Source organism: Rhizobium sp. BK275, assembly GCF_014193555.1.
Taxonomy (GTDB): Bacteria; Pseudomonadota; Alphaproteobacteria; order Rhizobiales; family Rhizobiaceae; genus Rhizobium.
Genome location: NZ_JACHZL010000001.1, coordinates 634,857 through 661,259 on the forward strand (window position 1 = coordinate 634,857; position 26,403 = coordinate 661,259).

The following is a 26,403-nucleotide window of genomic DNA, read 5'->3' on the forward strand; positions in this document are numbered from 1 at the left end:
TTCACGGAAATAAACCTGAGACCGACCCATCGGTCGTAAGGCGTGCAGTTGAAAGGAATCGAACCAGCGTGTGCTGCTGCTGAAGTAATCGCATATTGATTTCATTGTGAAAAGCGCACCGTGTTCATCGAGTTTCCAGATAGCGGTTATCGCCCAGTCTTGGGAATAGGTCATCGAATGCAGCCATCGGACATTCCATTTCGGCTCGGCTCAACCGTGCCACACGAGTGCTCTCGTTAGTCTTTTGTCCGATGGGATTCCCGCTGGCTGTATGGGCGGGTTGCAATCCCGTCTGTAATCACGCCAATCAATTTGAAACAGGGTGGATATGCGTCTGATGGGCGATTTGCTGCTTCTCGCGGATGAGGTTCAGGAAGGCGCGCTCATCCAGGTTTTCAGCATCAAGGCCGTCCCAGTCTAGCGCCGTCTGCATGAGCGCCATATCCATCAGGCGCACGAGATCCATGAGCTGCAATGATGAAGCACTGTCTCTTGCTGCGGAGATGAGGCGGAAGAGCCGCAGGAATCCCACCGGCTCATAGCTGTCAACCACGTCAGGAATTGCGTCGGCCATTGCCTTAATTTGCCTCCAAGCTTGGCAGAGGTTCCGAGATCGAGCGGGTCTGCCTGCATCGTTCCCGAAACGGAATGTTGAATCGGATCTTGCCCGCGGAAAACGCTAACACACCCTATGAGTTGCGTAAACGATCCAACTGGATCGATTTAAAGACCGAAAATGCTGTACACTGGCGACACCTCTGCAATAGGATTAAACATCTCATTGGTAGTAGTTCTGGTTAGGCCAGCGATCAAAATCGGCTCTTGCGATCGTTAAACTGCGACTTCTCAGCACCGATGAGCTGCCGTTCTTCAGCAATTGCCCGCAATCCCCGACTAAGTATATTGTTACGCTTCCACTAATACGCGAGGCGGTCGTGAATAAACCCTTCCCTCCTCTTCCGTTCGGCAGCGAACGCGCCGATCTGGACAAATCGCCACTTGAAATCAGGGGCCTGCTTTCGCGGCCGATCTGGCGCGAGCTCAGAACCTTTCTGGCGGTCGCCAAAAGCCCCTCCTTTGCTCAAGCCGCGGAACTGCTCGGAACCAGCGCGCCCACCGTCAGCCGCGATGTGAAGCGCCTCCAGGACCAGATCGGTTCGCAACTTGTCATCTCGACCTTTTCCGGCGTCACCCTGACGGAAACCGGCCGCAAGCTCGCCATCCAGGTCGCGGAACTGGATTTTCAGTTGTTCGCCCTTTCCAACGACCTGAAGGATGAGATGGATGCCGTCACCGGGCGGGTCGCCGTCAGCGTGACCTCCGGCCTTGCCGTCGCCATCGTCGCTCCTGCGGTACCCCGGCTGAACGACAGCTATCCGCGCCTCAATCTCGACATCCGGGAACAGGTGTCGCTGGTCAATTTCGAGAAGAACCAGGCCGACCTGATGATCTCGCTGTCTCCGATCTCGAGAGCGGATGTCGATTGTGTCGAGATCGGCACTCTTCATCTCATTCCGGTGGCCAGCCGTGATTATCTGAAAAAATCCGGCGTTCCGCAGCGGCAGTTCATTTCCCAGCATGTCTATGTGCAGTGCAATTATTATGACTCCGACCGAGAGATCTGGAACGGCTGGCGCGGTCTCGTTCACGCCGGCCACCAGACCCACAACTGCGAGAACTCGCTCGCCTATTATGCGCTCGTTCGAAACGGCGCCGGCGTCGGGCTGCTCGGCAACTATGTTCTTGCAGATCCCGAACTCGTGCCGCTTGAACTCGGCGTTCATGTCGCTCTGCCGATCTACCTGATTTCCGTTGCCAATCGCAGGCAATCGAGACCGGTTGCCGCCGTCTATGACTGGATCGTCGATGTTTTCAGGACCAATCCGTCATTCGGGACTGGATTGACCTTCCCGTCCGGACGGCACGAGCAGGAAGAAAGCCTGCGCAAGATGCTTGAAACTATCGCTCCTCCGCCGCCTTCACAATCTGGCTGAGCTCTTCCGAGATCGAAAGATAGGCATTCGCGACATCCTCGAGGAAGCCGGCAAGCTCGACCGGCTGCACTGTCGGATCGTTGATGAGACGACGCACCATTTCGGTGTGCAGTTTCGTGCGGGTCAGGATTTCCTCCTGCAGCGCCGCTGTTGCGGACTTGTCACCGGCATTTCGCAAATCTGCCATGGTCATGCTGTCTCAAACGAACTCGGTGCGTCCCATTGGCCTTCGACACGCAACAGCAAAGCACTGCTGCTCTCCATCGTAATCGGGTCAGACGAGGCGGGAATTGTGCCGACAACGGTCAGATAAGGCTCCGGATGGCCGGCGATCTCTACCGGGGGGCCGTCGACGATCTCCAGATCGAACAAAATGGTCCACAACCGCGCGAGGCGCTGCTCGGCCTGGGTCAGAACCTTAGTATAGCCCTTGCGCGCCACGTGATCGAACGTCATCTGAATGCAACGCTTAACCGTAAAAGGGTGTCGGTACTTTTCGCGGAAGCAGGTTCGTTCATACTTAGCAAAATCGGCGAACCAGCGGATGCGAAGGGAACCAACCGGCTCTTCGCCATCATAAAAGACGAAATGCGTGGCCTGGTGATCATTGCCATCGAAGATGAAGGAGGGCGAGATACCGTGCTCATGGACAAAGCAGATGCTTCTGAGGATCATCGCATCCCGAACATGGTCCGGGGTCGTTGCCACTTGGCATCGAAGATTGGGATATTTGTTCACCATCGGTCGGCCTCGTTGTCTGTGCAACCCACTTCAACTCCAGAATGCGAGCTGCGCGAAGGACGAAGATTTCAGGGGGGATTTCAAAAATGACGGACCCTGCCAATCCGATGGCAACCATCATCGCTCTCTGCGCCGAAGGGGCACGTCGGTTCGGCGACGACCCGAGGGCCATTGCGAGCTTCGTCGAAAATGAGATCGCCCGCCTCTCCGAGACAGAACAGCGGCAACTCAAGGAACAACTGACGCTTTTGACCGATGGAGGTGGATCTCAAAAGCCGATCATGTAAAGACAATCCACAAGATTTGACGATTTCCGGAAGTATTCTCAAGGATAGGCATGAAAGATCAGGAACTGAATTTGGCAATCGGCCAAAGGCTGCGCTCCGTGCGTGCCGCTCGTGGCGTCACCCAGAGCGAACTGGCCGCGCATATCGGTGTCGCGTTTCAGCAGATTCAAAAATATGAGAATGGTATAAACCGTCTGTCCGTTGCGGTCATGCTGCGGCTGTGCAGCTTCATGAAGGTGGATGCCGGTTGGTTCGTCAACGGCATCGAAACCGAGGCGGGCGCTGGTGTCGAGGACGAGGCGGCCTATCTTGCGGAGGAAATCGGGCGCATCTCCGATGAGAAGATCCGCCGCAACCTGACGATGCTGATCCACTCCCTGACCGTCACCGATGTGGCGAACTGAAGGCAATCCGGCTGGCTTCGGCACAGCGTTGACCTGACGAGGCCGTACTTGCTGCGAGTGGCCTCGCAGGCAAGCTGCGAGGCCTGGAGATCATTGATAGTCTCAAGCCGCGTTCGGATAACGCGCGGCGTACCAGTTCCTGAACAGGCGATACTGGTTTTCGAGGTGGCGGCGCTGCGAGTCGCTGAGCTTGTCGGTCTCGTTGAAGTGCAGCGTGTATTCCGTCTCGCCATTCAGCACCATCAGATACTTGTAGTGCAGCACCAGATCCGGGCCTTCGTCATAGGTCGAAAGAACCATCAGCGCCTCTTCGAGCTCGCGTGCGGCGCTGCGGGCAACGGCATCGCCCTCTGCTGCCTTTTCGCAGAGCGAGACGAGATGCAGGACTTCCTTCGGCAGCGCATTGCCGATGCCGGTAATGGCGCCGCCTGCACCGCAATTGACGAAGCCGTGATAGACGCCGGTGTCGACGCCGACCATCAGCGTCAGCGCATCATCGCCCGACGTGATGTTTTCGGCCGCATAGGTCATGTCGCTCTTGCCGCCGAACTCCTTGAAGCCGACGAGGTTCGAGAAGCGCGAACGCAGATCGAAGAAGAGATCGGCGCGCGTTGCAAAGCCGTAATAGGGGCTGTTGTAGATGACTGCCGGCAGGCCCTTTGCAGCCTCGAGGATCGCCGAGAAATGATCCCGCTGGGCCGAGACAGACGAGCCGCGCGACAGGACGCGCGGAATGACCATCAGTCCCTTGGCGCCGACGGCGGCCGCATGCGCGGCATGGGCAACAGCCGACTTAGTGTTGACGGCACCGGTGCCGACGATGACGGGAACACCCGCCTCGACGAGGCGCTTAACGCCTTCCTGGCGCTGCTCGTCCGTCAACAGCGGCCAGTCGCCCATCGAACCGCAGTAGACGACGGCGGACATGCCGAGGTCGATCAGTTCCTTGCCCTTGCGAGCAAGCGCGTCGAAGTCAGGGGTACGGTCATCGTTGCAGGGCGTCATGAGCGCCGGGATGCAGCCTTGGAATACGGAACCAGTCATCGCCAATCTCTCGTTATCTTAAAACTCCCCGGACATGGGGTTGATGAGGCATTTAACACCTTGCCGACTTCTTGTCGACAATAAAAATACAAAGCGCAATTTTCCTTCGACGCTCGACGAAGCGTTTACCCGGCGGCGCAAGAGTTTTGTAGCGACTAGAGCGCCAACCCGGCGGTCTGGCGGGAATCGGCAGTGATGTAAGAGCGGATTTGGCCGACGATCTGATCAGCGTGAGCAGATGCCAGGCTGTCGGCGCGCGCCACGTCGCGATTGATGATCGCCTGGATCATCTCCTCGTGCTCGCCGACATATTGGCGCGGCAGGACATCGTTGAAGGAGGAATAGTAGAGCCTCAGGATGCGGCGTCCCTCGTCCAGCAGCCGGGTGAAGAGCTCGACATAGTATCGGTTCCGACCGGCCTGGGCGATCGCGATATGGAAGTCGCGGTTGGTCGAAATCATGCCGAGCACGTCGCGATTGGTGACCGCTATCTCGAAGGCCTTCTGCTGAACACGGATGGCGGCGATATCCCCTTCGGTGTGATTGGTGGCCGCAAGCCGGGTGGTGACGCGATACATCAGCGTAAGGGCATCGAAAAACTCCGGCAGGCCGAGGAAATCGATGTTCGAGACGATCGTCGCGCGGTTGGTCAGCGTCGTGATCAGCCCTTCGGCGGCAAGCCGCACCAGCGCTTCGCGGATCGGCGTTCGCGACAGCGCAAAACGATCGGACAATTGCTGTTCGTCGATCGGGCTGCCGGGCGGCAGTTTCAGCTCGATGATCTCGTTTCGAAGCGTCTCATAGACCGTCGATACGCCGGAGCCGCGCCGGTGTGTTTGCAGTTTTTCGGTCTCGTCCACGCTTTCATCGTCCTTTCAAGCAGCCGAGTTGATACTCAGTTTACTAGCGAATCCGCTGGACAACTTCAAACCTTATATACTTTCTGTCGGCAGATGAAATTTTGAATGTTCCCTTTTGCCTCGACAAGAGGCAGCGGTGCCTATTCCCGTTTTCCCGGCTTGCCGACGCGCAACGCATCGCTCAATTCCATCCGCGCTGTGCCGATCAGCTGCTCCATCGCAAAACGCGCCGCATCTGGCCGTCGCATGCGGATCGCGTCCAACACGTCCTGATGCCGGGCGATCGCATAGTCGTGGCTCTGGCTCGCCCGGTTGGTCAGGCGGAAACTTGCAAGCAAAGCAGCGCGGATGGCGGTGGCAAACTGACGGAAGACCCAGTTGCCGCTGGCATTGATAATGGCGGTATGAAATTCGAGGTCCGCCTGGCTCCAGGCCTCGTTGTCACGGGCATTGGCCGCCACCATGTCCTCGAAGGCTTCAGCGATCTGGGCAAGCTGCCTGGCCGTCGCATTGGCTGCGGCCTGTGCAGCAGCGGCCGGCTCCAACAGCTGGCGGGCGTCGAGCAACGAATCGTAGAAGCCACGGTCATCGCTGAATTCGAGCGTCGCATCGAGGACCAGGGGATCGAGATAGTTCCAGTTCTCGCGGGGCAGCACGCTGGTGCCGGCGCGCGTGCGCGAACGGACCATGCCGAGGGCCGACAGATATTGCATCGCCTCCCTGAGGCTGGTGCGGCTGACACCATAGAGTTCGGAAAGCTCCGCCTCGTTCGGCAGAAGCGAGCCTTCGGCAATATCGCCGGAGACGATCTGCCCGATGAGCTTCTTCAACAGCTCCTCGCGCACGGTGCGCCGTCCCTGTTCAGGCTTGGTCGCCGCACTTCCCGTTCGCAGAAGTCCCGATCGCGTACTCATCACGTCCCCCGTGCCACTGGTCTTGTTTTCATCATGGGCGGCGCCTCGCTCAAGCTTCAATCTACAACTGCAGGCTCAGCAGGCTTCTCCCAAGAAATCTGATCGTCACGCGCGGCTGCCGCGTCTCGCGGCCGACGAGCGCATGTTGTCGAGCAGGACGGCGATCAGGAGAATAAGACCGCGCACCACATATTGATAGAAGGCCTGGATGTTGAGCAGATTCATGACATTTTCGGCAATGCCCATAATGAGCACGCCGACGATCACACCGGTCATCGCCGCGCGGCCGCCGGCGAGCGACACGCCGCCCAGCACGCAGGCCGAGATGACGGAGAGCTCAAGGCCGGTCGCCGCATTCGGCTGACCGGATGTGATGCGCGAGGCAAGCAGAATGCCGGCGATGCCGCAGACGAGACCCTGCAGGGCAAAAATCCAGATGCGCATGGTAGCGACATTGACGCCCGCAAGGCGCGAGGCCTCAGGATTGCCGCCGATCGCCAGCGTGTTCTTGCCGAAGACGGTGCGGTTCAGAACGAAACCGAAGACGATGAAGAGCAGCACCATGATCCAGATCGGCGTCGGCACCGTCAGGAAGCGTGACAGCGCCAGCTGGTAGAAGGCGGGGTCGTTGATGCCGACGGCGCGACCATCAGAAGCGATCAGCGCCAGGCCGCGCACGATCTGCATGGTCGCAAGCGTGGTGATCAGTGCGTTGATGCGAAAGCGGGCGATGACCACACCATTCACAAAGCCGACGATGCTGCCGCAGACGAGAGCCGCCAGCAGGCCAAGCGGAATAGAGCCGGTGGAATTCGACACCATGACGGCAATCATGCCGGAGAAGGCGACCGTCGAGCCGACGGAAAGGTCGAAATCCCGCGAGGCAAGGCAGAACATCATCGTGCAGGCGACGATGCCGATCGTCACCACCGACTGCAGCAGGCCGAGCATGTTGCGTTCGGTCAGGAAGCTCGGAACGGTCATCGAGACGATCACGAAGGCGATCGCGAAGATCACCACCAGCCCCTGTTCGCCGAGAAGGATTTTTTTCAACGCGTTCATCACTACAGTTCCTGAATTAGATTGTACCGGCGACATTCTTGTCGGGCAGCGCCGCGGTCAGAATGCTGCGTTCGTCGAAATCGGCGCGCTCCACATCGGCGGCCACACGACCCTGGCACATGACCATGATGCGATCCGAGATACCCATGACCTCGGGAAGCTCGCTGGAAATGACGACGATCGCCATGCCACCGGCAGCAAGTTCATAGAGGATTTCATAGATTTCCGACTTGGCGCCGACATCGATGCCGCGCGTCGGCTCGTCGATGACAAGCACCTTGACGCCCTGCTCCGAAAGCCAGCGACCGAGGATGACCTTCTGCTGGTTGCCGCCGGAGAGATTGATGATGTCCTGCTTGCGCGAAGGCGTGCGAACCCTAAGCTTGGCAATGAACTGGTCGGCGATCGAAGCTTCCTTCTTCGAGTTCAGCACGCCGAATGGAGAGAAATGCCGGCGTGAGGAGATCGCAATATTCTCCTCGATCGAGCGTCCCTGAATGATGCCGTCGAACTTGCGGTCCTCCGGGCAGAGAACCATGCCGGCATTGATCGAGGCCTTCGGATTGTTGGGTGAAACGGCAACGCCATCGATCGCGACATTGCCCTGATGACGGTGGTCTGCGCCATAGAGCAGCCGCGCCATTTCGCTTCGTCCCGCACCGATCAGGCCGAAGAAGCCAAGAATTTCGCCCTTGCGAACGGAGAAGCTGATCGGATTGCGGAGCTTTGAGCCGGACAGGGTTTTGACCTCAAGGCGGACATCGCCGAGTGGCCGCTCGCGCCAGCCCCAGATATTGGCGATCTCGCGGCCGACCATTTCGGCGATGATCTGCTCGCGTGTCGTCTTGCCGATATCGGGATGGTGGGCGGCAAGCTTACCATCGCGCAGAACCGTCAGGCTGTCGCAGAGACGAAAGATCTCATCAAGGCGGTGCGAGACATAGATAATGACCGTACCCTTGGCCTTCAGCTTGCCGATGAGGGAAAACAGGATTTCGCTTTCACGCGAGGAGAGCGAGGAGGTCGGCTCGTCGAGCGCGATCACCCGCGCGTCGAGCATCACGGCCTTGGCGATCTCCACCATCTGGCGGGCACCGATCGGCAGCGAGGAGACCTTTGCGAAAGGGTCGACGTCAATGCCGATCTCGTCAAGCTTGGCGCGAACCGTCTCGATCAGCGTCTTGCCATTGATGACGCCGGCCCTGCCGGGAAAGCGGCCGAGCCAGAGATTTTCGGCGACGGTCAGTTCCGGGACGAGCTGAAGCTCCTGATGGATGACGATCACGCCGGCGTGGAAGGCATCGCGGACGGAGCTGTATTTCTGCTCGACGCCATCGATGAGAATGCTGCCTTCATCGGCAGACTGGTCGCCGGAGAGCACGCGGATCAAGGTGGACTTGCCGGCGCCATTTTCGCCCATCAGCCCGTGCACGGCGCCTTTTTCGACGCCGAAGGAGATGTTGGAGAGCGCCTGGACGCCCGGATAACCCTTGGAAATGGTCTTGAATTCGAGGAAAGCCATCATCGCTCCGTCGAGAATGTGCCCGGCGGCTTGAAGGGCCGCCGGGATGAAATCATCACCAAGGGATGATTATTCGATGCCGAGGTCCTTGCGAACCTTTTCATAGTCGCCGCGCAGCGCCAGCGAACCTGACGTCAGCGTCACCTTTGCCGGCTCCTTGTCGTTGGCGATCCAGTCATACATGTTGAGCGCGGTTTCATAACCGTGACGCTTCGGCGAGATGATGACCGTGCCGAAGAAACCGGTCGCAGACGGCTTCTTGAACTCATTGATTGCCGATTCCGCACCACCAATGCCGACGCCAATCATGTTGTCGGCGGAAATGCCGACCGATTCCGATGCGCGCACAGCGCCGAGCACAGCTTCATCGTTGAGGCCGAAGGCGATCCAGTACTTCACATCGGCATGCTTGTTGAGAACAGTTGTGGCGGCGTTGAGCGCTGCCTCGGTGTCCGTTTTTGCCTGCGGCGCGTCATAGATGTTTTCGGCCGGGAAGCCGGCAGCCTTCAAAACCGAGATCGCGCCTTCGACACGGTCGACAGCCGTCGGAAGCTGATCGTAGGAGACGCGGATCGCGCCGACATTCTTCATGTCCCAACCGCGCCTCTTCATCTCGTCAACGAGCGCCTGGCCGACGCCTTCGCCGATCTTCGTGGCGGAAATGCCCATATGCGGCACATCTTCCAGCGGCTTGCCGTCGGCATCGACCAGACGGTCGTCGACGGTCATCAGCTTGAGTTGGTTGGCAGCGGCCTTGGCAACAATGCCAGGACCAAGCTTGACGTCAGGTGTGCAGATGATGAAGCCCTGGGCACCCTGCGCACCGAGGTTATCGATCGCCGACTGGACCTTTTCGCCATCTTCGGCGCCGATCTTGACGACGGTAAAACCCTTTTCCTTGGCGGCCTGATCGGCAAATTTCCATTCGTCCTGGAACCAGGGCTCCTCCGGCTGCTTCACGATGAAACCGATCTTGACGTCCTCTGCCAAGACGGAGCCGGCGGCCAGAACGGCAAAGGCGCCAGCGAGGATGGCTGCTTTGACGAAGCGCATAATCTCTCTCCCTAAATCTCGATCTGCCGCTCATCGGCGGCAGTCATTGAATAGGAACAAACATCATACCAGTCAATATTTATGTATGATTATTTATGCGAATCCACCATGAAAGCCCGCATAAAATCACCGAAACGCCAAGCCGTAGGTCGAGAGCGAGCCGACAACGCCGTCGAAGACGAAAATAAATCCTATATATATTGACATTTAGTCGACCGATAATAGGGTGCCGCCACAGTTCGGATCAGCCTCGATCTCTTGGGGAAAGCATCGCTTCATGGCCATCATCGATCTGCAGGACGGGCCACTTTCGGCTCATGTATCGCCGATCGGGCCGGTCCTTCATTTTTCGTGATGCGAGAAGGTCGGGATGCGCTGTCCTCCGCTGCAGCCGCAGGAAATTCCTGATCATGGAGAAAGAGCATAAGAGGAAGTAGACGATGCCAAACCGCCTTTCCGGAAAACGGGTCTTCATTACAGGTGCCGCGCAAGGGATCGGCCAGGCCATCGCCGAGGCCTTTGCCGCAGAAGACGCGCGCCTCTTCCTAGTCGACCGCGACGAGAAACTGCTTGAAGAAACCGTCGCGCAATTGGCGGCGAAGGACGCCGTGCTCGGCTATCAGGCGGCCGACATCACCGATGCTACCGCCATAAAGGCTGCTGTGGCCAAGGCAGGGGAACAGATCGGCAGCATCAATGCCCTCGTCAACAATGCTGGCGTCAACGTCTTTGCCGAGCCTTTGCAGGCAACGGATGAAGAATGGCAGCGCTGCTTCGATATCAATCTCAAGGGCGCCTGGCATTGCTGCCGTGCCGTCCTGCCGCAGATGATCGCCGATGGCGGCGGCGTCATCCTTAATATCGCCTCGACCCACGCCTTCACCATCATCCCGCACACCTTTCCGTACCCGCTCGCCAAACATGCGCTACTCGGCATGACCAAGTCGCTCGGCATCGAATATGCCCCACAGCATGTGCGTGTAAACGCGATTGCGCCCGGCTACGTCTCGACCCAGAAGGTCATCGACTACTGGAACAGTTTCCCCGACCCGGAAAAGGCCAAGGCTGAGACGATGAAGCTGCATCCGGGCGGGCGCATTGCCACACCGCAGGAAATCGCCATGGCGGCGGTCTTCATGATCTCGGATGAATGCACCTTCATCAATGCCACCTGCCTGACGATCGACGGCGGCCTGAGCGTCATGCAACACCAGTGATCGTTTCCGCCTCTCGCCAGAGTCCTAAAGCGCGGCGCACACTGTTATTGTCTAGTTTTTGCGCAGCAGCATTACTTGACACAATTTTGGGCGATCCATAGAGTTTTATCCATCTGGTAAAAAAGAGGGGAACTCATGAAAAATCAGATCATTATGTCTCGCCGCACGGTGCTCGCTTCCGGCATGGCGCTCGGTGCAACCGCCTTTGCACCCAAGCTCTGGGCACAGGAAAAACTGAAGGTTGCCGGCATCCATGCCTCGCCGGTCGAAAATGCCTGGAACTCCTGTCTGCACAAGGCGCTTCAGGATGCCGCTTCCGAAGGTGTGATCGAATACGTCTTCTCCGAAGGCGTCTCGGGCACCGACTATCCGCGTGCCATGCGCGAATATGCCGAACAGGGCGCAGCACTCATCGTCGGCGAGGCCTATGCCGTGGAGCGTGAAGCCCGCCAGGTGGCCGCCGATTATCCGAAGACCGCCTTCATGCTCGGCTCCAGTGGCGAACCGTCCGGCGACAATTTCGGCGTCTTCGGTACCTGGAATCACGACGGCGCCTATCTCGCCGGAATGCTCGCCGGCAAGATGACGAAATCGGGTATTGTCGGCTCGGTCGGCGCGCTGCCGATCCCCGAAGTCAACATGCTGATGAATGCCTTTGCCGCCGGCGTGAAGGAAGTCCGCCCGGATGCCAAGCACCTCGTCGCCTTCATCGGCACTTTCTTCGATCCACCGAAGGCGCGCGAAGCCGGCCTTGCCCAGATCGATGCCGGCGCCGACATTCTCTTCGGCGAGCGCATCGGCACGGCTGACGCTGCCAAGGAGCGCGGCATCAAGTCCGTCGGTTCGCTGATCGACTATACGCCGCGTTATCCGGATACGGTCTTTGCCAACGCCATCTGGGGCTTCCGCCCGATCCTCAATGCGGCGATCGCCGATGTGAAGGCCGGCAAGCCGACCGGCAACAACTACACGCGCTTCGGCCTGATGAAGGAAGGCGGCAGCGATATCGTCTATGTCAAGGGCATCGCACCGGCTGATGCCGAAGCGGCGATGGAAGCCAAGCGCGCCGCCATCAAGTCCGGCGCCTTCGAAGTGCCGATCATGCCTGAGGAGCCGAAGTAAGCCGGCATCCGCATGACCAGGATTGATGCAAGCAAGGGCTCGATACCGGGCGGCGACGCGATTGCGCTCGCCGCCCGAATCGAGAGCGGTGCATTTGATTGTACCGAGGCGATGGAAAAGGCGATTTCCGCCGCCAGAACCAATGAGGCGCTTGGCGCGATCTGTCATCTCGACACCGACCTCGGCATGGCAAATGCCGCCGCCCTCGATCGCGAGCGCCGCGATGAGCCGGATCGCTTCGCCGTCCGGCCCTTTGCCGGCGTGCCGACGCTTGCCAAGGATCTCGGCGGCCCGTTCAAAGGGCTTGCCGTCCATGCCGGCTCAAGACTCTTCGACGGAATGCTCGATGCATCGGCCGATTCCGATCTTGCGGCGCGCTTCCGTCAGGCCGGTTTCAGCCTCTTCGGCCTCACCACCAGCCCGGAAGTCGGTCTTTCGCTTGCAAGCGAACCGGCGCGTGGGCCTGTCTGCCGCAATCCGCTCGATCCGTCCCGCACCGCAGGCGGTTCGTCCGGCGGTGCAGCGGCGGCGGTTGCAGCGGGTATCGTCGCAATCGCTCATGCGACGGATGCCGGTGGCTCGATCCGCGTGCCGGCCGCCTGCTGCGGTCTCGTTGGCCTGAAACCCAGTCGTGGCGCCATGCCCGGCGGTCCGGGCTTCGGCAATCATCTCGGCGGCATCGCCAGTGAGCTTGCGATCTGCCGTTCCGTTCGCGACGCAGGGGTAATTTTAGACGCCCTGTATGGAAACCCAGACGGTCCCTATGCGGCACCCGCTCTCGACAGCGGTGAAAAGCCCCGCCTTCGCATCGGCCTGCTGACGGATACCGGCAGCGACCTGCCGACCAAAGCAGCAAGGCAGCAAGCCGTGGAGGCCGCAGCCCGGAGCCTCGAACAGGATGGGCATGAGATCGTCACGATCGAATGGCCGCGCCTTGCGCCGAGCGTTACCGCAAGCGCGGCCATTTTCGCCGACATCATTTCCATCAATCTGGCATGGCTCACCGAGAGCCTGCGGCTCGACCTTTCAAAGGCCGAGCCTCTGACGGCCGCCTTCGCGGCACGCGGGGCGGCGCTTGCGCCAACCGCTCTCTGGCAGAGCCTCAGCGCCATGCCGCATGTCAGCCACGACCTCTGGCGGCTCTTCGACGGCATCGACTGCCTGCTGACGCCGATGCTTGCGACAGCCCCTCTGCCGATCGGCTCCTTCCCGACCGACCATCAGGATACGGACCTGCATCTGAACCGCATGGCGCGCTTTGCGCCGCTCGCCTGCCTTGCCAATATTTCCGGCTTTCCGGCGCTGACACTGCCTTTTGGAAGCGATGCGGACGGAATGCCGCTGCCCGTGCAGTTGCTGGCGCCGATGGGCCGGGAACCGCTGCTGCTTGCCCTTGCCTCGCGGCTGGAAGCAGAGCAACGTTGGATCCACCCCCATGCCATTGTGGGACTTGCCTCATGACATCAGCTCCCGTGCTCCAGCTCGACGGTATCAGCAAGCGTTTCGGAGCGATCCAGGCCAATGACGATATTTCGCTGAGCCTCGCCAAGGGCGAAGTGCTGGCGCTCCTCGGCGAAAACGGCGCGGGCAAGACGACGCTGATGAGCATTCTCTTCGGCCACTATGTGCCGGATAGGGGCACGATCCATATCGAAGGCAACGAGTTGCCGGCCGGCCGGCCGCGTGCGGCGATCCGCGCCGGCATCGGCATGGTACACCAGCATTTTTCCCTGGCGGCGAACCTGACAGTGCTCGAAAACGTCATGACGGGAACGGAAAAGCTCTGGTCCTGGAAATCGGAAAAGACCACCGGCCGTGCCAAGCTCCTGTCGATTGCCACCCGCTTCGGCCTCGAGGTCGATCCCGATGCCCGGCTCGGCGACCTCTCGGTCGGCGAACAGCAGCGCGTCGAAATCCTCAAGGCGCTCTATAACGATGCCCGCATCCTGATCCTCGACGAACCGACGGCGGTGCTCACCAATATCGAGGCGGAACGTCTCTTCCAGACGCTTCGGGAAATGGCTCGGCAGGGCCTATCGCTGATCTTCATCTCCCACAAGTTGGACGAGGTGATCAGTGCGGCAGACCGCGTCGTCGTGCTGCGCGGCGGAAAGGTCGTCGCCGAGCGGCTGACCGGTGAAACCAGCAAGGCGGAGCTTGCCGAACTCATGGTGGGCAGGCGGGTGACCCGCCCGGTCCGCGAGGCGTCCACACCCGGCGAGGTCGTCTTCGAAGCGGTCGGCGTCACCGTTCGCGATGGCGGCCAGGAGCGGCTGAAGGATATCAGCTTGCGGCTCCATGCCGGCGAGACACTCGGCATTATCGGCGTCTCCGGCAATGGCCAGGCGACGCTCAGCCATCTTGTCAGCGGTCTGGCCGGCTGGAGCAGCGGCGACATCCTTCTGTTCGGACAGCCGGTCACCGAGATCAGCGTCGAAAGCCTGATCGACGCCGGCATCGGCCGCATCCCCGAAGACCGCAACAAGGAAGGCGCGATCGGCGAATTCACCGTCTGGGAAAATGCCGTGCTGGAGCGCATCGCCTCACCGCGCTTCTCGCGCCACGGACTGGTCGACCGCAAGGCCGGCATGGCCTTCGCCCAGGAAATCATCGGCGAATTCGACATTCGTGGTGGCGGACCGGCGACGCGCACCCGGCTTCTCTCGGGCGGCAACATGCAGAAGCTGATCCTCGGCCGCAACCTGCATGACAGGCCGAAGATCCTGATTGCGGCGCAACCGACACGCGGGCTCGACGAAGGCGCCGTTGCCGCCGTTCACGCCCGCATATTGCAGGCACGTAAGGAGGGCACGGCCGTGCTTCTGATATCGGAGGATCTGGACGAGGTGATCAGCCTTGCCGATCGCATCCAGGCAATCGTCAAGGGGCGCCTGTCGCTGCCGGTTAATGCGGAAACCGCCAATCCCAGAAAACTCGGCCTGATGATGTCAGGCGAATGGACGTCCGAGGCTCAGCATGCGTCTTGAACGCCGCGATCATCGCCCGCTCTATCTGGTCGTGGCAGCCCCTGTCGCTGCCGTCATAGCAGCGCTCGCCATTTCCGGTGTCCTCATCGCACTTGCCGGTGCACCCGTTTTCGAGGCCTATTGGCGTATCCTGACCGGCGCCTTCGGTACGCGGCTTTCGGCCACGGAGACGCTGACAAGGGCGACACCCCTGATGCTGACCGGCCTTGCCGCAGCCGTCGCCTTTCGGGCACGTCTCTGGAATATCGGCGCCGAGGGCCAGTTCTATCTCGGCGCCATCACTGTTGCCGCGCTCGGCTCCAAACTGCTGGCGGGGCTGCCGGCCGTGCTCCTGATTCCATCCCTGCTGATTGCGGGTGCCGTCGCCGGCATGGTGCTGATCCTTGTGCCGCTCTGGCTCCGGCTGCGCTTTTCCGTCGATGAGGTCGTGACCAGCCTGCTCTTGAATTTCGTCGCCCTGCTCTTCGTCTCCATGCTGATCGACGGCGTGCTGAAGGATCCGCTGGCCTTCGGCTGGCCACAATCCATGCCGGTCAGCGATCACGCGCTGCTGCCGAAGCTGATGGCGCGCTCACGCCTGCATGTCGGCTTCATCATCGCCATCGCGATCGCATTTGCCGTCTATTTCCTCCAGTCACGCACGGTCTTCGGTCTGCGCTCGCGCGCTGCCGGTCTCAATCCTGCCGGCGCCGTGTTTGCCGGCGTGCCGCTCGGCATGACGCTGGTCAAGGTCGCCTGCCTTTCCGGCGGCCTGGCGGGCCTTGCCGGCGCGATCGAGGTAATGGGCGTGAAAGGCTACGTGACGACCGATCTGTCGCCGGGCTTCGGCTATTCCGGTATTATCGTCGCTATGCTCGCCAACCTGCACCCGATCGGTGTGATTGCCGCAGCACTTTTCACCGCCACTATGTTCGTCGGCGCCGACGGCATGAGCCGGGCGCTCGGCATACCCACCTATATCGCCGACGTGACCGTCGCCGTCTCGCTGCTGACCATGCTTATCGCGCTGTTCTTCACCCAATACAGGATCCGCAGGTGATGGCTCTGATCGACATTGTCTCATCCGCTGGCCTCTGGGCCGCTGTGCTGCGCATCGCGACACCGCTGATCTTCGGCACGCTCGGCGCGCTGCTCTGCGAAAGGGCGGGCGTGCTCAATCTCGGTATCGAGGGTATCATGACCTTCGGGGCGATGATCGGCTGGCTTGCCGTCTTTCACGGCGCTGATCTCTGGACCGGGATTCTGGTCGCAGCACTCGCCGGGGCGATCTTCGGCCTGCTGCATGCGCTTCTGACCGTGACGCTCGGCCTGTCACAGCATGTCACAGGCCTTGGCATTACCCTTTTTGCCTCCAGCCTCAGCTATTTCATCTTCCGCCTGGTCGTGCCGCTTGCCGGTACACCGCCGACGATCGTACCGTTCCAACCGCTCGACATTCCTGTCCTCTCCGGCGTGCCTTTCCTCGGCCAAGCCCTTTTTGCCCAGACTGCGCCGACCTACCTTGCCATCCTGCTTGCCGTCATTCTGGGCTATCTGATCTTCCGCACGCCGCTTGGCCTGACGATCCGTATGACCGGCGAAAACCCGCATGCGGCGGAAGCACAAGGCATCGATCCGATCAGGATCCGTTATGGCGCCATCATTGCTGGAAGCGCAATCATGGCCATCGGCGGCGCCTTCCTGACGCTTTCTGCCTTCAACAGCTTCTTTCCGACCATGGTTCAGGGACGCGGCTGGATTTCGATCGCGCTCGTCGTCTTCGCTTCTTGGCGGCCGGGTCGCGCCCTCCTAGGCGCCTTGCTCTTTGCCTTCTTCGATGCCTTCCAGCTCAGGCTGCAGACCGTACTCGGAGGCGTCGTTCCCTATCAGCTTTTCCTGATGACGCCCTATCTCCTGTCGATTGCCGCACTCGCCGTGATGGCGCGACGTGCCCGCGTTCCGCAGGCGCTCATGCAGCCCTATCGCCGCGGCGAGCGCTGATTGCCAATTCCCAGTTCCACAACAGACCGGTACCGCCATGTTTGACCTGATCATCCGAAACGCAAATCTTCCCGATGGCCGCAGCGGCATCGATATCGCCATCCAGAAGGACAGGATCGCCGCGGTCGCGGCCAAGATCGAGGCCGAGGCCGGCGAGGAGATCGACGCGACGGGGCGGCTCGTCAGCCCGCCTTTCGTCGACCCGCATTTCCATATGGATGCGACGCTGTCCCTCGGGCTGCCGCGCATGAACCGCTCCGGCACCTTGCTCGAAGGTATCGCTCTCTGGGGTGAACTCAGGCCGATCCTGACCCGCGAAGCTCTGGTGGAGCGGGCCTTGCGCTATTGCGACCTCGCCGTCTCCCAGGGACTGCTCCACATCCGCAGCCATGTCGATACCAGCGATCCGCGGCTGGTGACCGCCGAAGCATTGATCGAAGTGCGCGAGAGGGTCGCCCCCTATATCGACCTGCAGCTCGTCGCCTTCCCGCAGGACGGCTACTATCGTGCCGCTGACGGCGTCACGGCGCTGAACCGTGCGCTGGACATGGGACTCGATATCGTCGGCGGCATTCCGCATTTCGAGCGCACCATGGCCGATGGTGCGGCCTCGGTTGCCGCCCTTTGCCGTATCGCAGCCGACCGTGGCCTGCCCGTCGACATGCATTGCGACGAGACCGACGATCCGATGTCGCGCCATATCGAAACGCTTGCCGCCGAAACCGTCCGCTTCGGCCTGCAGGGCCGTGTCGCCGGGTCGCACCTGACATCGATGCATTCGATGGACAACTATTACGTCTCCAAGCTCATTCCGCTGATGGCGGAGGCAAAGATCAACGTCATCGCCAATCCGCTGATCAATATCATGCTGCAGGGCCGGCACGACACCTATCCGAAACGGCGCGGCATGACGCGGGTACGCGAGCTGATGGAGGCGGGCCTCAACGTTTCCTTCGGCCATGACTGCGTTATGGATCCCTGGTACTCGATGGGTTCCGGCGACATGCTGGAGGTCGGCCATATGGCGATCCATGTGGCGCAGATGGCTGGCATCGAGGACAAGAAGAAGATTTTCGATGCGCTGACCGTCAATTCGGCCAAGACCATGGGCCTCGAAGGCTACGGACTGGAAAAGGGTAAAAACGCTGATCTCGTCATCCTGCAGGCGCGCGATCCGCTGGAAGCGCTGCGGCTGAAGCCAAACAGGCTTGCCGTCATCCGCCGCGGCAAGGTCATCTCGCGGTCTGCGCCGCGCATCAGCCAATTGCATCTCGACGGACGTCCGGCAACGGTCGACGGCGCAGCCTATGCGCCGAGCGTCCCCCACGCATGAGGCTCAAGTGAGCGCGCTCAGCGCTCGCCCTTCACTTGGATCAGATAGGGTGGCGTCAGGCCCGCGGGCATCGCAGGCAGGTGCTGGAGGATCTTCAGGTTGGGGTCGAGCGCCCGGCGCAAGTGATCGGCGAGTGCGGCACAGGCCTCGTCGATACCGCCGGCCAGAAGCGCGTCATAGACACGCGTATGTTCTGATATCATCATCGAAATTTCCGCTTCAGTGCGAAGCTTGGCGAAGGTCGAGTGGGTGGCGATGAGGACGCGTTGGCTTCGGCGTACGGCTGCAAGAAGCACCGTGTTGGGGCAGGGTGCGAGTGAATCGAGATGCAGGTCGGCTTCAGCCTGCTCCAGCCTCTCCGGCGCCTGCGGATAGGGGCCGAGAGCTTTCAGCCTTTGCCGGCGCTCTTCAAGGCCTTCCATCTGCAGGAAGGGATAGGCCTGGCGCAGGGCCTCCGGCTCCAGCAGACGGCGCATGTCGTAGTGATGGCGGAAAACCTTGGCGCTGAGCGGCCCGGCATACCATCGGTTGTTGCTGTCCTGCTCGATAACACCGCTGCGTTCGAGCTGCGTCAGCACTTCATGGGCGATGGTGCGGCTGACATCGTAATGCTGGGCCAGCGCCGTTTCGTTCAATAGGAAACGGCCATAGGCAAGACAGACGGCAACGGCGTGCTCGACTTCCGGATAGATCTGCTCCCGGCGATTGACGACCGGCACGGTGAGCGAATGCGGCAGGTCGAGGCCGGCCGCAAAAAGGTCACCGCGCCGCGGATCACCGCCGGGCACGATGTAGCCGCGCCCTTCGAAGGTTTGAATAAGGTCTTCGGACAGGAGCCGGGCCAGCGCGATCCCTGCCGGAATACGACTGACATTGAAAGCGCGCGCCACGTTGGCCTGGCCGAGAACGAGGCCCGGCGTCAGCGCGCGCCGTTCCAGATGGTCGCGTAGAACCTGGTAGATCGTCAGATAGATCGGCTCCGACCGAACAGCCGCAGCGGCGGCTTCAGTCTCCACCTCGCTCGGCATCGTCATGTCTGTTCCAGAGGCTCTCTGCCCATTCCCCGATGCGCCCGATCAGCTTGCGGGCGGTCTTGCCTGCGCGATCCATGATGAAGAAACCATGGATGGTTCCCTGCCACTCCTCGTAACAGACGTCATTTCCGGCGGCAATCAAGCGCTGTGCATAAGCACGGCCCTCATCCCGTAACGGATCGTGATCGGCGGTGATCAGCAAGGCCGGCGCGAGGCCCGCGAGGTTGCTCGCCAGCAGCGGCGATACCCGGGGATCAGCAGGCGGCGTGCCGCCGGAGAGATAATTTTCCGCAAACCAGATCATCGTCGATTGATCGAGCGAAAAGCCGGTTGCGAACTCAGCGCGGCTTGCGGTCGTGCCCGAGAGATCGGTCGCCGGATAGATCAGGACCTGCCCCGTAAGCCCGACGCCAAGATCGCGCGCGCGGATCGCAAGAGATGCGCAAAGGCTTGCGCCCGCGCTGTCGCCTGCGAGGATCAGCCTGCCTGCCTCGAGCCCCCGCGCCTCACCATTCTCCTGAAGCCAGAGAAGTGCCGCTTCAGCATCCTCGAAAGCGGCCGGAAACGGCGCTTCCGGCGCCTTGCGGTATTCGACCGACAGCACATTGGCGCGGGCGGCATTGGCGAGCGCCCGAACGGGACCGTCATGAGTTTCGATGCTGCCCACCATCCAGCCGCCGCCATGGAAGAACAGAATGGTCCGCTTCCTTCCAGCAATGCGATAGAGCCGCGCCTTCAACCTGGTATCGCCATTTGGAATTTCGAGATCGTCGATGCCGGAGACCTTGTCCTTTTCGCCCCAATGAAGGGCGAGCCGCATCTCGGAATCGGCGCGTGCCTGCTGTGGCGGGAGCGTCTCCATCACAGCTCCGCCAAGCGCGTCCTGCTCCTCCAGCATGATCCGATATTCCGGCAGAAGTCTCGATCGGTCGACATGTGCCTGTTTCTCTTGCGGCTCCATCAACGCCTCCCTGTCGATTGCCCGGTGCGATGGAAACGGAAGATGACAAGAAAGTCAATAATCGAATATTGCATGCGATATTCGATCGTGTTAGCGATTGGATATGGCAATGCTGGAAGAGGACCGGACTTGCCCAAAACGGGAGGATGTCATGACAATTCGCAGTTTCGTTGCTGCAGGCCTTGCATGCTCCGTGGCAGTTGCGCCGCTCAGCGCCTTCGCCTCGGATAACAAGATCGCCCTGGTTCCGGGTGGTCCGCACCCCTATTTCGCGCCCTGGGAACAGGCTGCAGCTGATGCCGTGAAGGATTTCGGCATCGCCGCGGTCGAGTACAAAGTGCCGAGCGAATGGAAGCTTGAGGCGCAGACCGAGCTTCTGGAGAGCCTCGCGGCACAGGGCACCAACGGCTTCGGCGTCTTTCCGGGCGATGCGGTCGGCGTCAATGCCACGGTCTCGGAAATGAAGAGCAACAGCATTCCATCCGTCGCGCTCGGCGGCTGCGCGCAGGATCCGACCGATGTCGGGCTTTGCCTGGCGACCGATGTTTCGCAGTCGGCCTATCTCGGTACCAAGGCGCTGATCGAAGCCATGGGCGGCAAGGGCACGATCGTTCATCTGGCCGGCCTGCTCGTCGATCCGAACACGACGCTGCGCGTCAAAGCCGTCGAAAAGGCAGTCGGTGAAACGAACGGCGCCGTCACGCTGCTGCAGACGGTCGGCGATACCGATAGCCAGGAACAGGGCGACCAGAAGATCAACGCGCTGCTCGCTGCGCAGAAGGACAAGATCAACGGGCTGATTGCCACCGGATACATTTCCTCGGTGGTGGCCGCGACTGCACTCAAGAACCTCGGTGACAAGAAGATCAAGCTCGTCGGCATCGATGACGACAAGATCATCCTGGACGGCATTCGTGACGGCTTCGTCGCCGGCACGATGGCGCAGAACCCCTATGGCCAGGCCTATATCGGCGCCTATGTGCTGGACCAGATGGCAGGAGGCTGCAGCGTGAAGGCCGACGCCCCGTGGATCGCAACGCCGCAGACGGCGCATTTCGTCGATTCCGGCACGCTGCTGATCTCCGCCAAGAACGTCGACAGCTATAAGGACGACCTGAAGGCGCTGACGAAGAAGCTGCAGGCTGGTTTCAAGGACACCTACCTCTCCTGCAAGTGAGGAAAATGGCGCGAGGCCGAACAGGCCTCGCCCCAGATTATCCACGTTACCCACTTCCATTTAACGATACCGGTCATCCCAGCACATGGCACCCATCGACAATGATAGTCCCGTCCCCGATACAGGCAGACACAGCCTGCTCGGATTGTTGACCAGAGGACCGGCGCAGCTTGGGCTTCTGATCGTTCTTCTGATCCTGTGGGCCGTTTTCACCAGCCTTGCGCCGGGCTTCCTGTCGCGCTTCAACCTGAATTCAATGGGGCGTTCGGTCGCGATCGATGTCGTGGTCGGCTTTGCGCAGATGGTGGTGCTGGCAACCGGCGGCATGAACCTCTCGGTCGGTGCCATCGGCGTCTGCTGCGTGATGGCCGCCGGCTATCTGATGCAGATGGCCGGCCTTCCCATTCCGGTTGCGATCCTCCTGACCCTTGCCTTTGGCGGCTTGCTCGGCGCGCTCAACGGGCTGGCCATCGTCAAGACCGGAGTCAACAGCTTCATCGTCACGCTTGCGAGCGCCAGCCTGTTTTCCGGCGGCATGCTGATCTTCACCAAGGGCGTGCCACTGAACGGATTGCCGGCAACATTCGGTGCCTTCGGCCGCAGCAGCATCGGCCCGGTACCGTCTCTGGCGATCGTCGCCCTTGTGATCGGCGCAACGCTCTACATCCTGTTCAAGCATACGGTGCTCGGCCGGCAGGTCCTGGCCGTCGGCGCCAACGCGCGCACGGCGGAAATGTCGGGCATCCCGGTCGGGCGGATCACCATTCTCGTTCATGTGCTCTCGGGTGTGCTCGCTGGTGCTGCCGCTTTGATGCTGACATCGCGGCTTTCGGCGGCCATGCCCGCGGTTGCCGGCGACGACTGGCTGCTTCCCTCCTTCCTCGCGCCCGTCATCGGCGGCACGGCGCTGGCCGGCGGCATGGTCTCGGTCATCGGTACAGTCCTCGGCGCGCTGCTGGTCGCAACCATCCGCAGCGGCCTGCTCGTGCTGCAGGTCGGGAATTTCTGGCTGCAGCTCTTCCTCGGCATCTTCCTGCTCTCGGCGATCCTCTTCGAACGCTACCGGACGAGGCTCGCCATCCGCGAACAGACGAGGCGTGCATGAAGACGCTCATTTCTCTGGCCGCACGGACGCAGTGGTCCGGCATCCTTGTCGGTGTGATCGCCGGCGGCATCGCGCTCAGCCTCGCCTCTCCCGCCTTCATGACGGAATTCAACTGGTTCGTCATGCTGCGCAGCATCTGCGTGTCGCTGCTCGTTGCCTTCAGCCAAATGGTGATGCTCGGCGTCGGACAGATGAACCTTTCGGTCGGAGCGCTCGGTGGGCTCGTCGCTGTCGTCACCGGCGGCCTGATGGACGTCTGGGGCTTGCCGGCGATCGTCGCCATCATCATTGGCATCGCGTTCGGCGGCTTTGCCGGTTTCGTCAATGGCTGGCTGACGGTGCGCACCGGCATCAACGGTTTCATCGTGACGCTGGCAACCGGTTCGGCCTTTGCCGGCATCAATCTCGGCATCACCAGGGCCATTCCCTTCTACAATCTCTCGCCGGCCTTCGTCGCTTTCGGCAATGGGCGGTTCGGGCCTTTCCCGATGCTGCTGATCGTGCCGCTGCTGGTCACCGTGCTGCTCGTGATCTTCTTTGCCCGCACAGTTGAGGGCCGCTATATGCTGGCGGTCGGTGGCAACAGCCATGCAGCGGAACTCTCCGGCATCTCCGTTGCGCGTGCCACCATCATGGCGCATGTACTGTCAGGCCTGCTTGCCGCGACTGCCGGCGTGCTCGCGGTCGCCCAACTCGGGTCAGCGCAGCCGACGATCGGCGCGGATTGGGTGGTCATTTCCTTTGCGGCTCCGATCATCGGTGGTGCGAGTCTCGCCGGCGGCTCCATATCCATTCTCGGCACTTTCATCGCCGTGCTCTTGGTCGGGCTGATCCAGAACGCCATGGTACTGCTGGCAGTCGATCCCTATTGGGTCACCTTCCTGCTCGGCGCGCTGATCCTTGCCGCCGTCTGGATCAACCGCTATCGCGCAATCCGGGTCGGGGAGGATTGAGATGGCGCTCGTTCTCGACAAGATCGGCAAGTCCTTTCCCGGCGTCAGGGCGCTCAACTACGCCTCGCTGACGTTGAATAGCGGCGAGATCCACGCGCTGATGGGCGAAAACGGCGCCGGCAAATCGACGCTGATCAAGATCATCACCGGCGTTCACCGGCCCGACAGCGGGACAATGACGCTGGACGATGCGCCGCTGTCGCTTGCCTCGCCGCGGAATGCGATCGCGCTCGGCATTTCTGCCGTGCATCAGGAGCGCAACCTCATTCCACGCTTCTCGGTTGCCGAGAACATCCTTCTGGAGGGCCTGCCGGTTCGAAACGGCCTCGTCGATTTCCGCCGCGCCAACGATGAGGCGCGTGAGCATCTGCTCAAGGTCGGCCTCGATATCGATCCGGCAATGGAAGTCCGGCGTCTCGGCGTCGCGCAGATGCAGATGGTGGAGATCGCCAAGGCTCTCAGCCACAAGGCGAAGGTGCTGCTGCTCGACGAGCCGACCGCATCGATCACCGATGCCGAGACCGAAATCCTCTTCCGCCTCGTGCGCCAGCTGCGCGATCAGGGAACGGCAATCCTCTTCGTCAGCCACAAGCTCGAAGAGGTCTTGAGCCTTTGCGACCGCGTCACGGTGCTGCGCGACGGGGAAACGACACTGCGCGGCGCGCCGATGGCCGGCATGACAAGGCAGACGCTGATCGAGGCGATGATCGGCCGCGCCGAACGGCCGGTGATCGCCCGCGCAGGCAAATCACAGGAAGGCATGCCCAAGCTTGAGCTTTGCGACGTTGCCACCGCTGCCGGCCACAGCGATATTTCCTTCTCGCTGCGCCGTGGCGAAATCCTTGGCCTCTACGGCCTTGTCGGCGCCGGACGCACCGAACTGATCCGCGCCATCATCGGCAAGGACAAGGTAACGTCCGGCACAATTGAGATCGACGGCAAGCCTGTACGTATCCGCTCAGTGGAAGAAGCGATCAAGCGCTTCCGCATGGGCTATGTCAGCGAGGACCGGAAACATGAGGGTGTCATCCTTGCCCATCCGATCCGCTCCAACATTGCCATGACGGTCTGGGGCAGGATCGCCTCGACCCTTGGCCTGATTGGCGCCGGCCAGGAATTGAAGACCGCTACCCCGCTTGCACGACAACTGGAAATCCGCACGCCCAATCTGGAGCAGCTCGTCGGCAACCTCTCGGGCGGCAACCAGCAGAAGGTTTCGCTCGCCAAGTGGCTGGCAGCCGATGTCGATATCCTTTTCATCGACGAGCCGACCGTCGGCATCGACATCAAGGCCAAGGCCTATATTCACGAGCTGATCAACGGGCTCGCCGACAAGGGCATGTCGATCCTGCTGATCTCGAGCGACATGCCGGAAATGGTGGCGCTCGCCGACCGCATCCTCGTCATGCACGACTTCAGGATCGTCCACGAATATCAGAACGACCGCAAATATGAGACGGCGAGCCGCGCCATCATGTCGGCAATCCACGCGGCCGAACCCGGTCAGACCCGCACGGCAAGTTAGGAGGAAGCATGGCCCGCATTGAAAAGATCGAACTGCGCATGGTGGACCTGCCGCCCAAGGTGAAGCGGACCGATGCGATCCAGAGCTTCGTCAGCCAGGAAACGCCAATCGTCACCATCACCGATTCCGACGGTGCTTCCGGCATCGGCTATTCCTATACGATCGGCACCGGCGGCTCCTCCGTCATGCGGCTTCTGTCGGACCATCTGGTCCCGCTGCTGATCGGCGAGGATGCCGATTGCATCGAGGCGATCTGGCACAAGCTGGAATTTGCCACCCACGCCACGACGATCGGAGCGATCACGGCGCTGGCGCTCGCCGCCGTCGATACCGCACTGTGGGATCTAAAAGCGAAGAAACAGAAACTGCCGCTCTGGAAACTCGCAGGCGGCGCCAAGGACAGCTGCCCGCTCTATACGACCGAAGGCGGCTGGCTGCATATCGAGAAGCAGGCGCTCGTCGAAGACGCCCTGCAGGCCAAGGCCAAGGGCTTTTCCGGCTCGAAGGTGAAGATCGGCAGGCCGCACGGCGCCGAGGACTATGACCGGCTGTCTGCCATGCGCGCAGCACTCGGTGACGGTTTCGAGATCATGACCGACTGCAATCAGGGCTTTACCGTCGATGAAGCCATCCGCCGGGCAGAACGGCTGAAGGAACTCGACCTCGCCTGGATCGAGGAACCGCTGCCGGCCGACGATCTCGACGGGCATATCCGGCTTTCCCGCTCAACCCCGACGCCGATCGCCGTCGGCGAATCCCTCTATTCGATCCGGCATTTCCGCGAATATATGCAGAAGGGTGCCTGCTCCATCGTCCAGGTCGACGTTGCCCGCATCGGCGGCATTACGCCCTGGCTCAAGGTGGCGCATGCGGCCGAAGCCTTCGACATTCCGGTCTGCCCGCATTTCCTGATGGAACTGCATGTCAGCCTCGTCTGCGCCATTCAAAACGGCAAGTATGTCGAATATATCCCGCAGCTCGACGACCTGACCACCAAAGGCATGGAAATCCGCGATGGCCGCGCCATCGCCCCCTCCGAACCCGGCATCGGCATCGATTGGGATTGGGATGCGGTGAAGGCCCGCAGCATCGCCGAATTCACGACGGACGTTACGCAAAGGCAGTAGC

The 26,403-nt window shown here is 61.0% G+C and carries 26 protein-coding genes; 15 read left to right on the forward strand and 11 right to left on the reverse strand.

Annotated features, from left to right (window positions below):
* Window positions 1-307: 307 nt before the first annotated feature.
* Window positions 308-574, reverse strand: coding sequence for a hypothetical protein (locus tag FHT82_RS02860; RefSeq protein WP_183726123.1), 267 nt, complete (start codon window positions 572-574; stop codon window positions 308-310).
* Between the two features lie 361 nt (window positions 575-935).
* On the opposite strand from FHT82_RS02860, the gene FHT82_RS02865 reads away from it, so the two are divergent.
* The gene (locus FHT82_RS02865) at window positions 936-1,994 is read left to right on the forward strand and encodes a LysR family transcriptional regulator (RefSeq protein WP_183726125.1); all 1,059 of its coding nucleotides are present in this window, start codon (window positions 936-938) and stop codon (window positions 1,992-1,994) included.
* Here the strand turns inward: FHT82_RS02865 and FHT82_RS02870 are convergent.
* On the reverse strand, window positions 1,960-2,187 hold the full coding sequence (locus tag FHT82_RS02870) for a hypothetical protein (protein WP_183726127.1): 228 nt from the start codon (window positions 2,185-2,187) through the stop codon (window positions 1,960-1,962). The genes FHT82_RS02865 and FHT82_RS02870 overlap by 35 nt on opposite strands.
* Window positions 2,184-2,735 (reverse strand): hypothetical protein, encoded by a 552-nt coding sequence (locus FHT82_RS02875; protein WP_246698036.1) that lies wholly within the window; start codon window positions 2,733-2,735, stop codon window positions 2,184-2,186. The genes FHT82_RS02870 and FHT82_RS02875 overlap by 4 nt, the downstream gene beginning before the upstream one ends.
* 86 nt (window positions 2,736-2,821) lie before the next feature.
* Between FHT82_RS02875 and FHT82_RS02880 the strand changes: the two genes are divergently transcribed.
* Together FHT82_RS02880 and FHT82_RS02885 are read left to right on the forward strand one after the other, a co-directional pair.
* Window positions 2,822-3,022 carry a hypothetical protein gene (locus tag FHT82_RS02880; RefSeq protein ID WP_183726129.1) on the forward strand — a complete coding sequence of 67 codons (201 nt, stop codon included), beginning with the start codon at window positions 2,822-2,824 and terminating at the stop codon, window positions 3,020-3,022.
* 50 nt (window positions 3,023-3,072) lie between these two features.
* Window positions 3,073-3,426, forward strand: coding sequence for a helix-turn-helix transcriptional regulator (locus tag FHT82_RS02885; RefSeq protein ID WP_183726131.1), 354 nt, complete (start codon window positions 3,073-3,075; stop codon window positions 3,424-3,426).
* Between the two features lie 102 nt (window positions 3,427-3,528).
* Here the strand turns inward: FHT82_RS02885 and FHT82_RS02890 are convergent, their stop codons facing one another.
* The 6 genes from FHT82_RS02890 to FHT82_RS02915 all read right to left on the reverse strand — a co-directional run bounded on the left by FHT82_RS02890 (window position 3,529) and on the right by FHT82_RS02915 (window position 9,881).
* Window positions 3,529-4,470, reverse strand: a complete 942-nt coding sequence (locus FHT82_RS02890; protein ID WP_183726133.1) for a dihydrodipicolinate synthase family protein — start codon at window positions 4,468-4,470, stop codon at window positions 3,529-3,531.
* A gap of 155 nt (window positions 4,471-4,625) precedes the next feature.
* Complete coding sequence (locus FHT82_RS02895; protein WP_183726135.1) at window positions 4,626-5,330, reverse strand: GntR family transcriptional regulator; 705 nt, start codon at window positions 5,328-5,330, stop codon at window positions 4,626-4,628.
* A gap of 140 nt (window positions 5,331-5,470) precedes the next feature.
* The gene (locus FHT82_RS02900; protein ID WP_183726137.1) at window positions 5,471-6,244 is read right to left on the reverse strand and encodes a FadR/GntR family transcriptional regulator; all 774 of its coding nucleotides are present in this window, start codon (window positions 6,242-6,244) and stop codon (window positions 5,471-5,473) included.
* Window positions 6,245-6,349: 105 nt separating this feature from the next.
* Window positions 6,350-7,306 (reverse strand): L-arabinose ABC transporter permease AraH, encoded by a 957-nt coding sequence (gene araH / locus FHT82_RS02905; protein WP_183726139.1) that lies wholly within the window; start codon window positions 7,304-7,306, stop codon window positions 6,350-6,352.
* 16 nt (window positions 7,307-7,322) lie between these two features.
* On the reverse strand, window positions 7,323-8,828 hold the full coding sequence (gene araG, locus FHT82_RS02910; protein ID WP_183727247.1) for an L-arabinose ABC transporter ATP-binding protein AraG: 1,506 nt from the start codon (window positions 8,826-8,828) through the stop codon (window positions 7,323-7,325).
* A gap of 69 nt (window positions 8,829-8,897) precedes the next feature.
* Window positions 8,898-9,881, reverse strand: a complete 984-nt coding sequence (locus tag FHT82_RS02915) for an arabinose ABC transporter substrate-binding protein (RefSeq protein WP_183726141.1) — start codon at window positions 9,879-9,881, stop codon at window positions 8,898-8,900.
* Between the two features lie 440 nt (window positions 9,882-10,321).
* Between FHT82_RS02915 and FHT82_RS02920 the strand changes: the two genes are divergently transcribed.
* The 7 genes from FHT82_RS02920 to FHT82_RS02950 all read left to right on the forward strand — a co-directional run bounded on the left by FHT82_RS02920 (window position 10,322) and on the right by FHT82_RS02950 (window position 18,520).
* Entirely contained in the window at window positions 10,322-11,098 is a 777-nt protein-coding gene (locus FHT82_RS02920; RefSeq protein WP_183726143.1) for an SDR family oxidoreductase, read from the forward strand.
* A gap of 135 nt (window positions 11,099-11,233) precedes the next feature.
* Window positions 11,234-12,220, forward strand: a complete 987-nt coding sequence (locus tag FHT82_RS02925) for a BMP family protein (protein ID WP_183726145.1) — start codon at window positions 11,234-11,236, stop codon at window positions 12,218-12,220.
* Window positions 12,221-12,232: 12 nt separating this feature from the next.
* A complete protein-coding gene (locus FHT82_RS02930) occupies window positions 12,233-13,681 on the forward strand; it encodes an amidase (protein WP_183726146.1) in 1,449 nt (482 codons plus the stop codon).
* Window positions 13,678-15,207, forward strand: a complete 1,530-nt coding sequence (locus tag FHT82_RS02935) for an ABC transporter ATP-binding protein (protein ID WP_183726148.1) — start codon at window positions 13,678-13,680, stop codon at window positions 15,205-15,207. Before FHT82_RS02930 ends, FHT82_RS02935 begins: the two co-directional genes overlap by 4 nt.
* Complete coding sequence (locus FHT82_RS02940) at window positions 15,197-16,246, forward strand: ABC transporter permease (RefSeq protein ID WP_183726150.1); 1,050 nt, start codon at window positions 15,197-15,199, stop codon at window positions 16,244-16,246. The genes FHT82_RS02935 and FHT82_RS02940 overlap by 11 nt, the downstream gene beginning before the upstream one ends.
* Entirely contained in the window at window positions 16,243-17,187 is a 945-nt protein-coding gene (locus FHT82_RS02945) for an ABC transporter permease (protein WP_183726152.1), read from the forward strand. Before FHT82_RS02940 ends, FHT82_RS02945 begins: the two co-directional genes overlap by 4 nt.
* 37 nt (window positions 17,188-17,224) lie before the next feature.
* Window positions 17,225-18,520 (forward strand): amidohydrolase family protein, encoded by a 1,296-nt coding sequence (locus FHT82_RS02950; protein WP_183726154.1) that lies wholly within the window; start codon window positions 17,225-17,227, stop codon window positions 18,518-18,520.
* 17 nt (window positions 18,521-18,537) lie between these two features.
* On the opposite strand, the gene FHT82_RS02955 is transcribed toward FHT82_RS02950, so the two are convergent.
* Window positions 18,538-19,554, reverse strand: a complete 1,017-nt coding sequence (locus FHT82_RS02955) for a GntR family transcriptional regulator (protein ID WP_183726156.1) — start codon at window positions 19,552-19,554, stop codon at window positions 18,538-18,540.
* Window positions 19,526-20,515 carry an alpha/beta hydrolase gene (locus FHT82_RS02960; RefSeq protein WP_183726157.1) on the reverse strand — a complete coding sequence of 330 codons (990 nt, stop codon included), beginning with the start codon at window positions 20,513-20,515 and terminating at the stop codon, window positions 19,526-19,528. The genes FHT82_RS02955 and FHT82_RS02960 overlap by 29 nt, the downstream gene beginning before the upstream one ends.
* A 151-nt stretch (window positions 20,516-20,666) precedes the next feature.
* Between FHT82_RS02960 and FHT82_RS02965 the strand changes: the two genes are divergently transcribed.
* The 5 genes from FHT82_RS02965 (at window position 20,667) to FHT82_RS02985 (ending at window position 26,402) form a co-directional block, all read left to right on the forward strand.
* Window positions 20,667-21,692, forward strand: coding sequence for a sugar ABC transporter substrate-binding protein (locus tag FHT82_RS02965; RefSeq protein WP_183726159.1), 1,026 nt, complete (start codon window positions 20,667-20,669; stop codon window positions 21,690-21,692).
* 85 nt (window positions 21,693-21,777) lie between these two features.
* Window positions 21,778-22,797, forward strand: coding sequence for an ABC transporter permease (locus FHT82_RS02970; RefSeq protein WP_183726161.1), 1,020 nt, complete (start codon window positions 21,778-21,780; stop codon window positions 22,795-22,797).
* Window positions 22,794-23,750, forward strand: coding sequence for an ABC transporter permease (locus FHT82_RS02975; protein ID WP_183726163.1), 957 nt, complete (start codon window positions 22,794-22,796; stop codon window positions 23,748-23,750). Before FHT82_RS02970 ends, FHT82_RS02975 begins: the two co-directional genes overlap by 4 nt.
* 1 nt (window position 23,751) lies before the next feature.
* On the forward strand, window positions 23,752-25,275 hold the full coding sequence (locus tag FHT82_RS02980) for a sugar ABC transporter ATP-binding protein (protein WP_183726165.1): 1,524 nt from the start codon (window positions 23,752-23,754) through the stop codon (window positions 25,273-25,275).
* 8 nt (window positions 25,276-25,283) lie between these two features.
* On the forward strand, window positions 25,284-26,402 hold the full coding sequence (locus FHT82_RS02985) for a mandelate racemase/muconate lactonizing enzyme family protein (RefSeq protein ID WP_183726167.1): 1,119 nt from the start codon (window positions 25,284-25,286) through the stop codon (window positions 26,400-26,402).
* Window position 26,403 lies beyond the last annotated feature (1 nt).

Bases quoted from the DNA above. Each gene is read 5' to 3' on its own strand.
- araH (WP_183726139.1), bottom strand. From the start codon at position 7,306: ATGAACGCGTTGAAAAAAATCCTTCTCGGCGAACAGGGGCTGGTGGTG.
- FHT82_RS02860 (WP_183726123.1), bottom strand. From the start codon at position 574: ATGGCCGACGCAATTCCTGACGTGGTTGACAGCTATGAGCCGGTGGGA.
- araG (WP_183727247.1), bottom strand. From the start codon at position 8,828: ATGGCTTTCCTCGAATTCAAGACCATTTCCAAGGGTTATCCGGGCGTC.
- FHT82_RS02960 (WP_183726157.1), bottom strand. From the start codon at position 20,515: ATGGAGCCGCAAGAGAAACAGGCACATGTCGACCGATCGAGACTTCTG.
- FHT82_RS02920 (WP_183726143.1), top strand. From the start codon at position 10,322: ATGCCAAACCGCCTTTCCGGAAAACGGGTCTTCATTACAGGTGCCGCG.
- FHT82_RS02915 (WP_183726141.1), bottom strand. From the start codon at position 9,881: ATGCGCTTCGTCAAAGCAGCCATCCTCGCTGGCGCCTTTGCCGTTCTG.
- FHT82_RS02900 (WP_183726137.1), bottom strand. From the start codon at position 6,244: ATGAGTACGCGATCGGGACTTCTGCGAACGGGAAGTGCGGCGACCAAG.
- FHT82_RS02925 (WP_183726145.1), top strand. From the start codon at position 11,234: ATGAAAAATCAGATCATTATGTCTCGCCGCACGGTGCTCGCTTCCGGC.
- FHT82_RS02875 (WP_246698036.1), bottom strand. From the start codon at position 2,735: ATGGTGAACAAATATCCCAATCTTCGATGCCAAGTGGCAACGACCCCG.
- FHT82_RS02880 (WP_183726129.1), top strand. From the start codon at position 2,822: ATGACGGACCCTGCCAATCCGATGGCAACCATCATCGCTCTCTGCGCC.
- FHT82_RS02965 (WP_183726159.1), top strand. From the start codon at position 20,667: ATGACAATTCGCAGTTTCGTTGCTGCAGGCCTTGCATGCTCCGTGGCA.
- FHT82_RS02975 (WP_183726163.1), top strand. From the start codon at position 22,794: ATGAAGACGCTCATTTCTCTGGCCGCACGGACGCAGTGGTCCGGCATC.
- FHT82_RS02940 (WP_183726150.1), top strand. From the start codon at position 15,197: ATGCGTCTTGAACGCCGCGATCATCGCCCGCTCTATCTGGTCGTGGCA.
- FHT82_RS02890 (WP_183726133.1), bottom strand. From the start codon at position 4,470: ATGACTGGTTCCGTATTCCAAGGCTGCATCCCGGCGCTCATGACGCCC.
- FHT82_RS02980 (WP_183726165.1), top strand. From the start codon at position 23,752: ATGGCGCTCGTTCTCGACAAGATCGGCAAGTCCTTTCCCGGCGTCAGG.
- FHT82_RS02885 (WP_183726131.1), top strand. From the start codon at position 3,073: ATGAAAGATCAGGAACTGAATTTGGCAATCGGCCAAAGGCTGCGCTCC.
- FHT82_RS02950 (WP_183726154.1), top strand. From the start codon at position 17,225: ATGTTTGACCTGATCATCCGAAACGCAAATCTTCCCGATGGCCGCAGC.
- FHT82_RS02955 (WP_183726156.1), bottom strand. From the start codon at position 19,554: ATGACGATGCCGAGCGAGGTGGAGACTGAAGCCGCCGCTGCGGCTGTT.
- FHT82_RS02870 (WP_183726127.1), bottom strand. From the start codon at position 2,187: ATGACCATGGCAGATTTGCGAAATGCCGGTGACAAGTCCGCAACAGCG.
- FHT82_RS02935 (WP_183726148.1), top strand. From the start codon at position 13,678: ATGACATCAGCTCCCGTGCTCCAGCTCGACGGTATCAGCAAGCGTTTC.
- FHT82_RS02930 (WP_183726146.1), top strand. From the start codon at position 12,233: ATGACCAGGATTGATGCAAGCAAGGGCTCGATACCGGGCGGCGACGCG.
- FHT82_RS02970 (WP_183726161.1), top strand. From the start codon at position 21,778: ATGGCACCCATCGACAATGATAGTCCCGTCCCCGATACAGGCAGACAC.
- FHT82_RS02985 (WP_183726167.1), top strand. From the start codon at position 25,284: ATGGCCCGCATTGAAAAGATCGAACTGCGCATGGTGGACCTGCCGCCC.